The following is a 16,055-nucleotide window of genomic DNA, read 5'->3' on the forward strand; positions in this document are numbered from 1 at the left end:
CAATCACTACAACTGTTCCTGAACTATGCTAATTATAGTATTAGCATCTAACTCTCCGGATTGTCTCCAAATCATTAAGCCCTCTTTATAAATCATAAGGGTAGGAAGACCTTTTATTCGCAAAGCTTCGGCTAGTTCCTGATTTTTATCAACATCTATTTTTATTACTTTTGCTTTATCGCCAAGAGCAGCCGCAACATCTCTTATTACAGGATGCATAGAAACGGAAGATTCATTCCAATCTGTATAAAAGTCAATCAACACAGGGATTTGTGTATTTATAAGTTCTCCAAATTTTGACATAAAACCAAAAATTTAATTTTCTAAATTTACTAAAAAGAGATAATTATTATACAAATGTAACATTTTAAACGAATTAAGCCACATCCTTACCCTTTTTTAGTTCGATGACTGTAATTTCAGGCATTATTCCGACTCTTCCTGGATAAGCATGAAAGCCAAATCCTCTATTTACATATACATACCGGCCTACATTTTCATATAAACCAGCCCATTGCTTATAAACGTATTGCGCTAAACTCCATTTGAAATATCCTGGAATTTCTATACCAAATTGCATTCCGTGTGTATGGCCTGAAAGCGTTAAGTGAAAATGTTTATCATGATGCTGCACTTCATGTTCCCAATGAGAAGGATCATGACTCATCAAAATTTTAAAATCTTCTTTCTTCACATGTTGAGAAGCTTTGTTTATATCTCCTGCTTTCTTAAAATTATGACCCCAATTTTCTACACCAATTAATGCTATTTTAGCATCCCCTTTTTCAATAAAAGTGTGTTCGTTTAGCAACAATTTAAAATCAATTTGTCCATATAAATTTTTTATGGCTTGAAAATTATCCTCTTTATCCTTTTCTGTAGGCCATGTTATATACTCCCCATAATCGTGATTCCCTAAAACCGAATACTTCCCATACTCATGTTTTTTTATTCTGTTGAACGTTTCTATCCAAGGATGCATTTCCTTTGCATCAGTATTTACAATATCTCCGGTAAACAAAATCATATCTGAATTTTGTTCGTTCACTAAATCTATCGCATAATTTATTTTGTCTGGATTATCGAAACTTCCACTATGAACATCTGATATTTGAGTAATTGTAAAACCATCAAAAGCATCGGGTAAATCCGGAAAAAAGATTCGTTGTTTGATTACTTTATAATTGTATTTACCTACAGTAACTCCGTATATTAATGATAAGAATGGAACTGCTGCCAATCCTAACCCAATCTGACTGACAAACTTCCTTCTTGAAGCAAAGAAAGTTACATTGTCATTCTTCTCTATAAAATAATTTACTGACCCAGCTCCAATTCTAAAAACATCTTCTCCAAGCAATACAAGGGTCAAAACCATTTTGGGAACATAAACTAATAGCACCAAACCCATTGTAAACATAGTCATCTTGGTTTGTCCGACAGAGCGGTCAAATTGCATGAAAGAATAAATAATAAATACTAAAAGCAGCAAACTGATAATCTGGTAAGAGAACAAAACCCATTTCATCTTTATTAAGGTACGTAATGCTTGAAATGCATAAAGTTCTATGATAAGAAGGACAAAACATAATAATAGTATGCGAAGAATCATTTTGTAAAGTTTTAGACAAAATAACAAAACAATTAGTTAAAACGGATTGGTATTAATTAAAATTTAACGGATTCAAAATAGGCATTGTTTTTTAATCTACAAGAAGATCGTCACAATTGTAATAATAGTAAATTGTTTGAATGCAATTTTTAGACTTCACAAAATAAGTTCAGACATGAATTATAAGAAATATTTCAAACTGCCTATTCTTTATCTGACAAGTTTTGTACTTTTGAAAACTATACAAAATCTCAATCATGTCACAACAAAAACGCCTGTTCCTTTTAGATGCTTATGCTTTAATCTTTCGTGGTTATTATGCTTTTATAAAAAATCCTCGAATCAATTCTAAAGGAATGGATACCTCGGCCATCATGGGATTCATGAATTCATTGATGGACGTAATAAAAAGAGAAAAACCAGATCATCTAGCAGTTGCTTTTGACAATGGCGGAAGTCAATTGAGAAATGACATATTCCCCGAATATAAGGCCCATCGTGATGCAACTCCCGAAGCTATAAAAATTGCCATTCCATACATACAAGATTTGCTCAAAGCGATGCATATTCCTATTATAGAAGTGAAAGGTTATGAAGCTGATGATTTAATAGGAACGATTGCTAAACAAGCTGAAAAACAAAATTATAAAGTCTTTATGGTTACACCTGATAAGGATTTTGCGCAACTGGTCTCCGAAAATATTTTTATGTACAAACCCGCCCGAATGGGTAATGGAATAGAAATTTGGGGCGTTCCTGAAGTATTGGAAAAATTCGAAATCGAAAGACCGGATCAGGTAATTGATTTTTTAGGAATGATGGGCGACACCGCCGATAACATCCCAGGCTTACCGGGTGTGGGTGAAGTTACCGCCAAGAAATTATTAAAGGAATTCGGCACCATGGAAAACCTTTTGGCTAATACAGACAAGCTAAAAGGAAAAATGAAAGAAAATATAGAAGCCAACAAAGAAAAAGGATTATTATCTAAGACTTTGGCAACTATACTTTTGGATTGTCCTGTTATTTTTGATGAAACAGATTATGAATTATCGACTCCTGATGTCGAAAAAACAGATGCCCTTTTCAACGAACTGGAATTTCGAAGAATGGCGGAACAATTTGATGCGATATTTAAAAAAGGCGGGACTGCAACAGCAAATAAACCAGTTGATGAGGCTAAATTATATAAAAAACCACAACCCAAAAACGAAGAGCAATTTGATCTTTTTGGGAGTACTATACCAGATGATACCTCAGAAGAAACACGTCATCAATATTATAATTCGTTAGAGAACACCGAACATTCCTATCAGATTATTCAAGGCGATTTAGGACTGAAATTATTGTTACAAAATTTACAAAACCAATCTTCAGTTTGTTTTGATACCGAAACAACAGGATTAGATGCTTTGCATGCGGAATTGGTTGGAATCTCATTTTCATATGAAAAAGGAAAAGGATTCTACGTTCCGTTTCCAGAAAACCAAGAAGAAGCACAAACTTTAATCGAAAAATTTATTCCTTTTTTCGAAAATGAAGCTATTGAAAAAATTGGACAGAATTTAAAATACGATTTAAAAATTCTTTCTAATTACAATATAACAGTAAAAGGAAAATTATTTGACACGATGATTGCACATTATCTGATCAATCCAGATATGCGTCATAACATGGATATTTTAGCGGAAACCTATTTGAAATATTCTCCAAAATCCATCGAAACATTAATTGGAAAAAAAGGAAAAAACCAGAAATCAATGCGTGACATTGAATTGGAAGAAATTAAAGAATATGCCGTTGAAGATGCCGATGTCACTTTGCAACTCAAAGAAATATTCACTTTGGAATTAGATAAAACAGAGACTAAGAAACTTTTTGAAGAAATTGAAATTCCGCTGGTAAAAGTCTTGGCTGACATGGAAAAGGAAGGAATTCGCGTAGATACCGATTTCTTAAAATCTTTATCCAAAACATTAGACGATGATATTAAGATTTTGGAAGCATCTATTTACGAAACTGCCGGTGAGAAATTTAATCTGGCTTCTCCAAAACAATTGGGTGATGTTTTATTCGATAAATTGAAAATTGGAGGATTAAAGCAAAAGAAAACCAAAACCGGTCAATATGCCACAGGAGAAGAAATTTTAAGCTATTTAGCTACCGACTATCCAATTGTTAAAGACATTCTCGACTGGCGTCAATTAATAAAACTGCAAAACACCTATGTTGATGCTTTGCCAAACCAAGTAGACAAAATTACGAATCGAATACATACCGATTACATGCAAACTGTGGCCGCAACCGGACGTTTGAGTTCCAATAATCCAAACTTACAGAACATTCCGATTCGTACTGAACGTGGCCGACAAATCAGAAAAGCATTTGTGGCAAGAGATGAAAATTACACTATCGTTTCTGCCGATTATTCCCAAATAGAATTGCGAATTATTGCTGCATTGAGCGGTGAAGAAAACATGATTGCCGCCTTTCAGAATCACGAAGACATTCATAAATCGACCGCTTCAAAAGTATTTAACGTTCCGTTGGAAGAAGTGACACGCGAACAAAGAAGTCATGCCAAAACGGTAAACTTTGGAATTATATATGGCGTTTCGGCTTTTGGATTGAGTAATCAAACTTCACTTTCCCGTTCTGAAAGTGCCGCTTTGATTGAAGCCTATTACAAAACGTATCCTAGATTGAAATCGTATATTCAAGAACAAATTGAATATGCCCGAGAAAACGGTTTTGTACAAACCATTTTAGGCCGTCGTCGCTATTTAAAAGATATCAATTCAGCCAATGCTGTGGTCCGTGGTGCTTCCGAAAGAAATGCCGTAAATGCCCCGATACAAGGAAGTGCTGCTGATATCATCAAAATTGCGATGATTAGCATTCATAAAAAACTAACTTCCGAGAACTGGAAAAGTAAAATGCTATTGCAGGTACATGATGAGCTTGTTTTCGATGTTCACAATTCTGAGCTGGAAAAAATCAAACCAATAATCAAGTACGAAATGGAAAACGCTTTTAAACTCGATGTTCCTTTGGACGTGGAATTAGGAGCTGGTAAAGACTGGTTGGAAGCGCATTAGAATCTGTTTTTTCAAAATCAAATACAACTATTTGGATTGAAAACTATTAGTTAAAAGGCAAAAAAAGCCATTCAAAATTTTGAATGGCTTTTAAATTCGTCAACTTATTTTAAGGTATTACAATTTCCTCGTTGACTCTCTTTCTTTCAATTTTGTTTTGATTACAACTGTTTCATAAGGGAGATTCTCCTCTTTTGATTCTAATCTGTTAATAAGCAATTTGGCAGCGACTTCCCCTATTTCTATACCATGCTGACTTACAGTGGTTAAACTTGGCGACAATCTTCTGGAAGCAAGGATTCCATCTGCAAATCCTATAATAGAAATTTCTTCCGGCACTTTAAACCCTTTTTTAATAGCAATACGTAATGCCGCTACTGAGTCATTTTCTTCCAGAGCAAAGATTCCGTCAATTGTGTTATTGTCAAAAATCTTCTCAATTTTATCTTTCAAATCATCCTCAGAATCTGTTCGAATAATTAAATTTTCATTTACAGGTATGTTATTTTTTTCCAATGCCTTAAGATACCCTTCAGCTCTTAATTTACCGACACTTAAATTATCTACAGAAGAAAATAAAGCAATGTTTTTGCAACCTAAATCTATTAAACGCTGTGTAGAATTTAAAGCCGAATCGAAATCATCAACTACAACTTTATCACATTCTACGCCTTCAGCAATTCTATCGAACATAACTATAGGAGTACCATCATTAATAATTTCTTTGAAATGATTGTATTCATGAAGTTTTTGCGCTTCTTCTGAAACAGACAAAATAAATCCGTCAATAGTTCCATTACTCAACATTTCAAGAGTATGTGCTTCTTTTTCTAATGATTCATTAGAGATACACATTATTACATTATATCCTTTTTTGTCAGCAATTTTTTCAATTCCGCTAAATACTTTTGCAAAAAAAGAATTCAGAATATTGGGAATTATAACACCAATAGTTTTTGTTTTTCTATTTTTAAGATTCAGACCAATAACGTTTGGTTTATAATTTTTGAGTTTTGCGTATTCTTTAATTTTAATTTTTGTTAATTCACTAATTTCAGGACTATCATTAAGTGCTTTTGAAACTGTAGAAACAGAAACATTCAGTTCTTTTGCAATTTGTTTTAGAGTTGCTTTAGCTTTCATAGGTCGGAATTTATTGCTTTTTAATGATTATAAAAAACATGACAATTTAAAAATAGATTTATAATTGTGTTTCTTTTACAAAACAGTTACTTTATTATGTAAAAACTGCGTTTACAAAAGTGTAATATACAAATTTTATTTGACAACAAATGTAATACAATTATTGAAAGACCTATTATAAGTATAATTCAAAAAAACATATTATAAATTTAATCTAAATATACATTTGATTATCAGAGTAAAAACAAGGAAAAAATAATCATTTAAGGTATTTGTATTTAAAATAATTAATTGTACTTTTGCAACCCCTTTATTGGGGATGGAATGTTTAATTAAAAAAATATTATGGACGCATTAAGCTACAAGACACAATCAGCAAGCAAAGCCACCGTTACAAAAGAGTGGATTGTTGTAGATGCTGATGGTCACAACTTAGGTCGTCTTGCTTCAAAAGTCGCTATGATTTTGAGAGGTAAGTACAAACCAAGTTACACACCACACGTGGACTGCGGAGATAACGTAATCGTTATCAACTCAGAAAAAATTAACCTTACAGGTAACAAAATGGATGAAAAAACATACATCCGTCACACTGGTTACCCAGGAGGTCAAAGAACTTTAACTGCTAAAGTATTGCAATCAAAAAACCCTGCATTACTAGTTGAAAAAGCAATAAAAGGGATGTTACCTAAAAATAAATTAGGTGCTGAACTTTTTAGAAATTTAAATGTTGTTGTAGGATCAGAGCACAAACAAGGCGCTCAAAAACCTAAAACAGTTAACCTTAACGATCTTAAGTAATGGGAGTTATTCACAAAATCGGTAGAAGAAAAACCGCTGTTGCACGTGTTTATGTTTCGGAAGGAACAGGAGTAATCACTGTAAACAAAAAAGCATTCGAAACATACTTCCCAACTGCAACTTTACAATACAAAGTATTACAACCTATGTCCATGACAGAAAATGTAAGCAACTTTGACGTAAAAGTTAACGTTTACGGTGGTGGTTCAACTGGTCAGGCAGAAGCTGTAAGAATGGCATTAGCACGTGTTATGTGTGAAGTAAATGCTGAAAACAGAGGGATATTGAAACCAGAAGGTTTATTGACAAGAGATCCAAGAATGGTTGAACGTAAGAAATTCGGTCAGAAGAAAGCTCGTAAGAGATTCCAATTCTCTAAACGTTAATATTCAATCTGAACTTGTTTCAGATTCTCATGTTCATACGCTGGTTTTATTATCAGCTTAAACTGAAAAGATGCTGAAACGAATTCAGCATAAAAATTTAAAAAACAAAGTTGTTGTTGCTCTCCTACCGAGGTAGGAAATAGTTTAGCATCTAAATGTATATAGCCGAGAAATCGCCATTTATGCATTGCTAATCAACAGAACGTAAACTAGAACAAAAATGGCAAACAAAGTAGAAGTAAAAGAATTACTAGAAGCAGGCGTTCACTTCGGACACATGACTAGAAAATGGGATCCAAACATGGCTCCTTACATTTATATGGAGCGTAATGGTATTCACATTATCAATCTATATAAAACTGCAGCAAAAATTGAAGAAGCTAATGAAGCTTTGAAAAAAATCGCTGCATCAGGTAGAAAAATATTATTCGTTGCTACCAAAAAACAAGCAAAAGATATCGTTGCTGAAAAAGCAAAAGCTGCAAACATGCCTTACATCACTGAAAGATGGCCTGGTGGAATGCTAACTAACTTCGTAACTATCCGTAAAGCTGTTAAAAAAATGGCTACTATTGATAAAATGAAGAAAGATGGTACATTCATGACCCTTTCTAAGAAAGAGCGTTTACAAGTGGATCGTCTTCGTGCTAAATTAGAGAAAAATTTAGGTTCAATCGCTGACATGTCTAGACTACCAGCTGCATTGTTCGTAGTTGATATCAAAGCGGAACACATCGCAATAAAAGAAGCTCAAAAATTAAACATTCCAGTTTTCGCAATGGTGGATACCAATTCTGACCCAAGAGAGGTTGAATACGTAATCCCATCTAACGATGATGCTTCTAAATCAATTGATAAAATTTTATCTTTAGTTACAGCTGCAATTGTTGAAGGACTTTCTGATAGAGGTTCTGACAAAGAAGGTGAAGCTACTGCTGAAGTTGTTGCTCCTGCTGCTGCTGAAGCTGTAGAAGTAGCTCCTGCTGTAGAAGCAGCTGCTCCAACTGCAACTGAAGAATAAATAAACATTTAATTCCAAGTTTTAAATTCCTCTCCATAAAAAATTAGAAACCTAAAGTTGATAATTTAATAAAATTGGAAATTGGATTTGAAACTTGGAATTTTTTACTTTTAACCTTAAAAAATAATACAACATGGCAACAATTACTGCTGCAGACGTAAATAAATTAAGAACAATCACTGGTGCAGGAATGATGGACTGCAAAAAAGCTTTGGTTGAAGCAGACGGAGATTTTGATTTAGCTATCGAAAACTTACGTAAAAAAGGACAAAAAGTAGCTGCTAACCGTTCAGATAGAGAATCCACTGAAGGTGCTGCAATTGCTGTTGTAAATGCTGACAAAACTGCTGGCGTTGTTATCACATTGAACTGTGAGACTGACTTCGTAGGTATGAATGAAAACTTTGTAAAAATGGCTACTGATATGGCTAATTTGGCATTGAATTTTGACAATAGAGAAGCATTTTTAGCAGCTGATTTCAACGGAGTTACTGTTGCTGATAAATTAATAGAGCAAACTGGAGTTATCGGTGAAAAACTAGAAATAAGAACTTTCGAAAAATTAGAAGGTGCTTTCATCGGGTCTTACATTCACTCTGGAAACAAAATCGCTACTTTAGTTGGTCTATCTGCAAAAATTGAAGGTGCTGATGAAGTAGCAAGAAACATCGCCATGCAAGCTGCAGCTATGTCACCTATCGCATTAGACGAAAGTGGTGTTGACGCTGAAACTATCTCTAAAGAAATAGAAATTGCTAAAGATATCCTACGTCAAGAAGGAAAACCAGAAGCAATGTTAGACAATATCGCTAAAGGTAAATTGGCTCGTTTCTTTAAAGACAATACTTTAGTAAACCAAGATTACATTAAAGATAATAAAATGAGCGTTGCTGCTTATGCTAAATCTTTAGACAAAGATCTTATCGTTACAGGTTTCAAAAGAGCTGCTTTAGGATAATTTATTCTAAACTCAATATAAAATCCCATTTCAAAGTAATTTGAAATGGGATTTTTTAATTACTTTACAATTGTATTGATAATATTTTGTAATTGCGTGATCATATTGTCTTTATCTTTGAGTCTTTCCTCATAAAGCAACTCTATTTTTTCCGACTTTTCTTTGTTGTCTTGGTAAATATTTTCTACTTCTTGGTCTCCAATAGCATAATCATTATTAGTTTGATGATAAATGGTGTTTGGATTAATGGCCAAAATTGATTCTAAAGGAGTTTCTAGAATTTCCGCTATTTTAAATAATCGATCTACTGATAATTTGGCCTCACTTTTTCAATTTTAGAATAAGCAACTTGACTAATATCGAGCATGTGAGCCATATATTCATGTGAGAATCCTTTTTGTTTACGAATGTCTTTTATTTTTTCAATCACTGCTTCCATAACTAAATAGTATAATTTAAAATGTAAAAGTAATGAATATTATGGTATTGTTATGGTTTTGTAATAAAAATTTAACAAGATTTGCATTAACAAAAACAGTTATCGAGAAAACCATTTTGTTGCAAAAAAAATGTTTAATTTTAAAAACTAGAAAAATGAATTTAGAAAATTTAGGTTTAGTAGAGCTTAATGCTCAAGAGGTAAGAGAAATTGAAGGAGGAAATTGGGGAAGAGTTGTCGGCTACGTATTGGGAGCAATTGGCGCTTATGACGGATGGAGTGACTTTAAAAGCGGGTGGAATAGCGTGTATTAGCAACGATACTAAAATTAGGATCAAAAGTAGTTGTACGAGATTTAATTATAGAATATAATGGTTGACTTTTTTTCAAAAAAAAATAGTTTATACGTTTTAAAACATTTAGCTATAGCCGTATTAATTGGAATAATTGTAGAGTTTTGTAAATACGCTTTCAATCTTGAAGAACCTGCAAGTGATAAAATGAAAGAAGAGTTTATGTCTCATTTTATTTTATCATTAATTGGAGCGATTATTATCGCTCCAATAGTAGAAGAATCAATATTTAGACTTCCTTTGAAAAAAAATTATTTTTTTCCAATGAGTATTTTAATTTTATTGCTTTTTATCTCAACATCAAAATATAATGTCGTAATAATAGCTGGAATACTATATGTAATCGGCGTCATTTTTGCTCAACTTTTTAATAAAATAATTTCACTTCGATATATTTTAATAGCTTTATCCATAGCCTCTTTTGTATTAGTTCATTTTGACAATACTGACGAAAAAGAGTTGTATGCCTTAGATTCAGTCGATTTAATATTTTTATTTCTTCCACAGCTTGGTTTAGCATTAGTTTTATCAAAAGTAAGACTACAAACTACATTTTTAAATTCTATTGTTTTACACTCATTATACAACCTTATTATATTATCACTAGCATTATTAACAGATTTTTAAAAAAAATTACAAAATGAACATTACAGAAAATAATTTAGAAGAATTAAACCACGACCAATTAACAGAAATTACGGGTGGTGGCTTTTGGTATGACTTCGGTGCTTGGTCACATCGCTTTATTAACACTATGGGCGTCAACATTGCTGCTTATTCAAGTATGGATTATTCAGGCTAATACAGTGTTTTTATTTAATTAGCAAATACTACTGCCTTTAGGCAGTAGTATTATCAACTACTATAATGCCTATTTTAAAAATGTCTTCTATTGGTAAAACAAACCACAAATCTGACAACCTCTATTTTACTACATTATTTCCAAAGACTTAATTTTTATTTATGCCAAAAATCATTCAAACCTTTTGGTTGCCTAAAGATAATGAAAACCCTTTGCTTAATACCGGCGGTTTTGTATGTCCTGAAATTCATTATATGAGTTGGGCTTTTTCATGTTTGCAACTCAAAAAATTTTATTCTGATGTAGAATTACATACAAATCAAGCAGGAAAAGAGATTTTAATTGATTTATTAGGCTTACCCTATACCAAAGTGCATCTTTCTTTAGAGACCGAATTTATGCAAAATTTATTACCTGATATGTGGGCGTATGCAAAGATACACAGTTATAGTCTGCAAAAAGACCCATTTTTACACGTAGATGGGGACGTTTTTATCTGGAAAGCATTTGAAACGGAACTAATGCAATCCCCCTTGATTGCTCAAAATTTGGAGGATAACTTAACTATTTATCACCACAGCTTAGATGCAATAAAAAAACATGCAAATTATATTCCAGATTGGATAAATTTAGATTCAGAACACCCTAAAGCTTATAATGCGGGAATTATTGGAGGAACAGCTATTTCATTTTTTAAAGAATATATTGATTTAGCTTTTGAGTTTTATAAAAAGAATAAAAGTATTCTAGAAAATATAAAGAACATTGACACAAACATAAACACTATTCCAGAGCAATTGTTATTTTATGTTTTATCAAAGTCTAAAAACATCAAGATAAATTGTTTTTCCACTAAAAATGTAAATACCGCATCCGATTTTGAAGAGTTTGTTGATTTTTCGTCAATTCCTCAAGAAAAACAGTATTTTCATTTGTTGGGAGGCTTTAAAAGAAATAAAACGATGAATGATTTTGTTAGTTTTATTTTAAAACAAGAGTATCCAGACTATTGGAAAAAAATAATATCTCTTTATGAGAAAAAGGGAGTGCTAAGTAAAAACACAAAGCGCTACTTAGAATTTCAAGAAAATGCCCATAAAATCATCACTCCTCAAATTGTAGAGTCTAAAAACATTCATTTGGAGACCAAACATCTTTGTAAAATATTTGGACTAGAATTTGAAAACGAATTACAATCTGGATTTTCTAATAAGATTATTAAAGAAAATTATGAGCTAAATATAAAGAGGATTAATTTTAATAAAAAAGAATTTCAAAACCTTTCCATAAAACAAAATCCTTTCCCAATCTATAAAAAGGAAACAAATTTACTAAATCATAAAGATTTTGGTGATTATTACGTTTTTGTATCGCCATATCATGAAGTTATTTTTTCTAAATATGATTGGAAGGAAATTTTAAAAGACAATTCTTTAAACAGTCAGTCTAATATTAATCCGTATAAAAGACAGCTTATTTTATATTTGGATGTTAATTTGTTTTCATCAAATGAATTAACAATAAATGATTTTTTATTCGATTTTATTGAAAAACTGAAAGCAGACAGGTTAAAATTAAAAGACATTCTTAAAATTTACAGCAATAAAGACAAATCCTCCGAGAATATCTTATTTTTAATTAAAACATGGTATTCTTATGGCTTTATTTATTTCTCTAAGTCAAAAAATGATTTTATACCACAAGAGCCTTCAAAAATTTACACAGAACATCAAAATAATTTAAAAACACAAATACACAGTTGCCTAAAATCTATTTTAACACATTATAAAATAGAAAACTATAATCAAAAACTAATTTCCCAATTTAATAATTCAAAAAAAGCCATTTCACTTCATGAAATTATTAAGGTTTTAGAAAGTTTAGATTTTGAAACAAAAGGCGTTCGTGGAAATTTAGATAGTTTAAATGGAATACCTCTCCCTGCGATAGCATTGGTAAAATTAAGAGATTATTTGCCCTTGTACGTAATAATTACGAAAGTGACGGATACCCATGTGACTATTTATAATACCGAGATAAAAGAAGAGGAAGAGTACCAAAAAAACTATTTTTCAACAATATGGGAAGGTATTTTGATTCTTATGATACCAAAAAATTAATCTTTATAATTCAAATAGCCTTCCATGAACTTCAGTTCAGACCCCATAAATAACCTCGAAAATCTTATCGCCAAAAACAAAACCAAGAGCATTTCCATCTATGTGGTGGTGGTTTTAGGAATTTTGGTTTTCCTGTCCTTATTGCCCGTTATCAAAGTGGATATTAGCAGCCAAAGTCGCGGTACGGTGCGCTCTACTACCGATAATGTGCCGCTCACGAGTTTGGTCAATGGCAAAGTAACCTTTGTAAATCTCAAGAACAATCGTGTGTTGCAAAAAGGCGATACGCTAGTAAAGCTTACTCTGGATAATCTGGATACGGAGAAAGCAACCAATCAAACGCTTTCGACCACTATTCAAAATCAGATTCAGGATTTGTCGCTAGTTGTTTTGGGAAAAAGTAATTTACTAAAAACACCAGAATTGCAACAGGAATGGTATAGTTATTCCAGTAAACGAGATGAACTGCTCAGTAAAATTGCGCAAGCCAAAATAGGATATGATCGTAGCAAACAATTATACGACAAAGGTGTAATAGCCAAAGCAGAATTCGAAAAATACAGTTTTGAATTTACGTATGCCCAACAAGCACTGTCTGGATTAGAGAAAAATCAACGGTCTGTATGGCAAAACAAAAAGAGAGAACTCCAAGAACAACTCCAAAATTTAAACGGAACATTGCAAAAAATAAATGTAGAGGCTAAAAACTATGTCGTAATTGCTCCTTTATCAGGTATTGTTGAAAATTTTTCGGGGATTCAAGTAGGTTCGTTCCTTAATGCTTCGCAACCTATTGCTACTATTTCGGCAACGGATCAACTTATTGTGGAAAGTACTGTTTCTCCAAATGATATTGGACTCATCCAAAAAAACCAAAAAGTAAAATTCCAGATTGATGCTTTTAATTACAACCAATGGGGCTTATTAGAAGGGAAAGTAATTGATATAGACCGAAACATTACCATTCAAGGCGAACAAACTTTTTTCAAAGTACGATGCGCTTTAAACTCTACGGTAATGAAATTGCAATCGGGTTATAAAACACATGTATCAAAAGGCATGACGCTAACGATACGATACATTATAACACGAAGAAGTCTATATGATTTGTTGTTTGACAAAGTAGATGATTGGTTGAATCCGAAACAAGTGACAAAATAAATGGCTTCAATAAAAATAAAACAACATGATATTAAAGATTGTGGTGCTGCTTGTTTGGTATCTATTGGAAATCATTACAAAGTTAATATCCCAATAGCAAGAATCCGTCAGTATGCCAATACCGACAAACGTGGCACAAATGTCCTAGGAATTATCGAAGCTGCTGAAAAACTTGGCTTCACTGCCAAAGGTGTAAAAGGAGGCATAGATGCTATTGATAAAATTCCGCTCCCTGCTATTGCTCACGTGGTGATTAAAGAACAATTGCATCATTACATAGTGATTTACTCCGTTGGCAAAGGTAAAATTGAAGCAATGGATCCTGCTTTTGGAAAAATGGAAACCTATACCTTTGAAGAATTTCAGAAAATATGGTCTGGCGTTTTGGTACTATTTGCTCCAAATGATGATTTCACAACGTATAACGAAAAAGTTTCTCCCGTAAAACGTTTTTTGCATTTGGTACAACCTCATAAAACTATCTTGATTCAAGCTTTAGTCGGGGCGATAGTGTTTACCGTACTTGGACTGGCTATGTCTATTTATATACAAAAAATAACCGATTATGTTTTGGTGGAAGGCAATAGAAACTTACTGAATTTATTGAGCGTTTCTATGATTATTATCATTCTACTTCAAGGATATATAGGCTCAAAAAAGAGTGTTTTTGTCATGAAAACAGGGCAGTTGATAGATGCAAAATTGATTTTAGGATATTACAAACATTTACTTCATTTGCCTCAGCGTTTTTTTGACACCATGCAAATAGGAGAAATTACATCCCGAATAAGTGATGCTGTCAAAATACGTTCGTTTATAAACGAAGTGGCTATCGATATGATTGTCAATATATTTATCGTTATATTTTCTTTCACTTTGATGTTTACCTATTATTGGAAATTGGCTTTAGTGATTTTGCTCGTAATCCCGTTTTACGCCTTAATTTATTTTATTTTGAATAAATTCAATAAAAAAGTAGAACGAACCATTATGGAAAATGCAGCCGAATTGCAAACGCAATTGGTCGAAAGTGTTACGCATATTCGTACAGTAAAAGAATTTGGAATTGAAGAGTTTTCGAATTTAAAAACCGAAAATAAATTTGTGAAATTATTGTTTACCACTTATAAATCGGGTTTGAACGGCATTTTTGCTGGAACTTCTACACAGTTTTTAGCTTCTCTTTTTACGGTGGTTTTAATGTGGATTGGTTCAGGATATGTGATTGACAGAGCTATAACACCAGGAGAATTATTTTCATTTTACGCTTTGATAGGTTATTTTACTTCGCCAGTTGCATCCTTAATTGGAATGAATAAAACGGCACAAAATGCCTTGATTGCTGCCGATCGGCTTTTTGAAATCATGGATTTAGAAAGAGAAGAAACCGAAAATAAAATAGAACTACAAAGAGAGGATGTTGGCGACATTAAATTCGAAAATGTAAGTTTTCGTTACGGCTCACGAACGGAAGTGTTTAAGAACTTTAATGCCGTTTTCAAAAAGAACGAAACTACCGCCATTGTTGGCGAAAGTGGTAGCGGAAAAACCACTTTGATTTCGCTGTTGCAAAATTTATACCCAATAAAAGAGGGAAAGATATACATTGGCGATTATGACACACAGTTTATCCACTATCAAAGTCTTCGTACTTGCATAGGTGTGATTCCGCAACAACTCAATTTATTCTCTGGAAATATTATCGGAAATATTGCTCTAGGCGATTCATTTCCAAATATGCAACGCATCTTAGACTTATCCAAACAATTGGGAATTACGGAATTTGTCGAAAAACTACCAAATGGCTTTGACACTCAAATTGGCGAGAACGGAGCCATGCTTTCTGGTGGACAAAAACAGCGTATTGCCATTGCCAGAGCATTATACAAAAACCCCGAAGTTTTATTGATGGATGAAGCCACCTCTTCTTTAGACATCAATTCTGAACGAATTGTAAAAGAAGTAATAGACAATTTTAAAGCTCAAGGCAAAACAGTTATCGTCATTGCTCACAGATTGAGTACTATTGCTAATGCAAATACGATTTTGGTTATGGAAAATGGAATGATTGCAGAATCGGGAAATCACACCAATTTATTACACCAAAAAGGAAAGTATTTTGAATTGTGGAACAAACAAAGTTTCGTTTGACTCTATTAAA

General features: G+C 32.7%; 16 protein-coding genes. 11 read left to right on the forward strand and 5 right to left on the reverse strand.

Annotation, left to right across the window (positions count from 1 at the left end):
* Window positions 1-6: 6 nt before the first annotated feature.
* Together FNW38_RS03235 and FNW38_RS03240 are read right to left on the reverse strand one after the other, a co-directional pair.
* Window positions 7-303, reverse strand: coding sequence for a thioredoxin family protein (locus FNW38_RS03235; protein WP_143385951.1), 297 nt, complete (start codon window positions 301-303; stop codon window positions 7-9).
* Between the two features lie 73 nt (window positions 304-376).
* Entirely contained in the window at window positions 377-1,612 is a 1,236-nt protein-coding gene (locus tag FNW38_RS03240) for a metallophosphoesterase (protein WP_143385950.1), read from the reverse strand.
* A gap of 257 nt (window positions 1,613-1,869) precedes the next feature.
* Here FNW38_RS03240 and polA point away from each other — a divergent pair, with 257 nt between their 5' ends.
* A complete protein-coding gene (gene polA, locus FNW38_RS03245) occupies window positions 1,870-4,710 on the forward strand; it encodes a DNA polymerase I (RefSeq protein ID WP_143385949.1) in 2,841 nt (946 codons plus the stop codon).
* A 117-nt stretch (window positions 4,711-4,827) separates the two neighbouring features.
* Here the strand turns inward: polA and FNW38_RS03250 are convergent, their stop codons facing one another.
* A complete protein-coding gene (locus tag FNW38_RS03250) occupies window positions 4,828-5,853 on the reverse strand; it encodes a LacI family DNA-binding transcriptional regulator (RefSeq protein WP_143385948.1) in 1,026 nt (341 codons plus the stop codon).
* Between the two features lie 345 nt (window positions 5,854-6,198).
* Here FNW38_RS03250 and rplM point away from each other — a divergent pair, with 345 nt between their 5' ends.
* From rplM to tsf, 4 genes are all read left to right on the forward strand, one after another.
* Window positions 6,199-6,654, forward strand: a complete 456-nt coding sequence (gene rplM, locus FNW38_RS03255; RefSeq protein ID WP_035669714.1) for a 50S ribosomal protein L13 — start codon at window positions 6,199-6,201, stop codon at window positions 6,652-6,654.
* Window positions 6,654-7,040, forward strand: coding sequence for a 30S ribosomal protein S9 (gene rpsI, locus FNW38_RS03260; RefSeq protein WP_035669712.1), 387 nt, complete (start codon window positions 6,654-6,656; stop codon window positions 7,038-7,040). Before rplM ends, rpsI begins: the two co-directional genes overlap by 1 nt.
* Window positions 7,041-7,260: 220 nt before the next feature.
* Complete coding sequence (rpsB, locus tag FNW38_RS03265; RefSeq protein WP_143385947.1) at window positions 7,261-8,061, forward strand: 30S ribosomal protein S2; 801 nt, start codon at window positions 7,261-7,263, stop codon at window positions 8,059-8,061.
* Window positions 8,062-8,194: 133 nt separating this feature from the next.
* Window positions 8,195-9,019 carry a translation elongation factor Ts gene (gene tsf / locus FNW38_RS03270; RefSeq protein WP_143385946.1) on the forward strand — a complete coding sequence of 275 codons (825 nt, stop codon included), beginning with the start codon at window positions 8,195-8,197 and terminating at the stop codon, window positions 9,017-9,019.
* A 59-nt stretch (window positions 9,020-9,078) separates the two neighbouring features.
* On the opposite strand, the gene FNW38_RS03275 is transcribed toward tsf, so the two are convergent.
* Both FNW38_RS03275 and FNW38_RS03280 read right to left on the reverse strand, forming a co-directional pair.
* Window positions 9,079-9,273, reverse strand: a complete 195-nt coding sequence (locus FNW38_RS03275) for a hypothetical protein (protein ID WP_143385945.1) — start codon at window positions 9,271-9,273, stop codon at window positions 9,079-9,081.
* A gap of 50 nt (window positions 9,274-9,323) precedes the next feature.
* Entirely contained in the window at window positions 9,324-9,458 is a 135-nt protein-coding gene (locus FNW38_RS03280) for a helix-turn-helix domain-containing protein (RefSeq protein WP_143385944.1), read from the reverse strand.
* 32 nt (window positions 9,459-9,490) lie between these two features.
* Between FNW38_RS03280 and FNW38_RS17710 the strand changes: the two genes are divergently transcribed.
* From FNW38_RS17710 to FNW38_RS03305, 6 genes are all read left to right on the forward strand, one after another.
* Window positions 9,491-9,772 (forward strand): hypothetical protein, encoded by a 282-nt coding sequence (locus FNW38_RS17710; RefSeq protein WP_235890129.1) that lies wholly within the window; start codon window positions 9,491-9,493, stop codon window positions 9,770-9,772.
* A gap of 57 nt (window positions 9,773-9,829) precedes the next feature.
* Entirely contained in the window at window positions 9,830-10,438 is a 609-nt protein-coding gene (locus FNW38_RS03290) for a CPBP family glutamic-type intramembrane protease (protein WP_143385943.1), read from the forward strand.
* A 13-nt stretch (window positions 10,439-10,451) separates the two neighbouring features.
* Window positions 10,452-10,613, forward strand: a complete 162-nt coding sequence (locus tag FNW38_RS17405) for a hypothetical protein (protein ID WP_185963068.1) — start codon at window positions 10,452-10,454, stop codon at window positions 10,611-10,613.
* Window positions 10,614-10,774: 161 nt separating this feature from the next.
* Entirely contained in the window at window positions 10,775-12,733 is a 1,959-nt protein-coding gene (locus FNW38_RS03295) for a DUF6734 family protein (RefSeq protein WP_143385942.1), read from the forward strand.
* A 24-nt stretch (window positions 12,734-12,757) separates the two neighbouring features.
* Window positions 12,758-13,894: an HlyD family secretion protein gene (locus tag FNW38_RS03300; protein WP_143385941.1), complete on the forward strand. Its 1,137-nt coding sequence runs from the start codon at window positions 12,758-12,760 to the stop codon at window positions 13,892-13,894.
* Window positions 13,895-16,045, forward strand: coding sequence for a peptidase domain-containing ABC transporter (locus FNW38_RS03305; RefSeq protein WP_143385940.1), 2,151 nt, complete (start codon window positions 13,895-13,897; stop codon window positions 16,043-16,045).
* Window positions 16,046-16,055: the final 10 nt, after the last annotated feature.

It is taken from the genome of Flavobacterium gawalongense, from assembly GCF_007097265.1.
Lineage (GTDB): Bacteria > Bacteroidota > Bacteroidia > Flavobacteriales > Flavobacteriaceae > Flavobacterium > Flavobacterium gawalongense.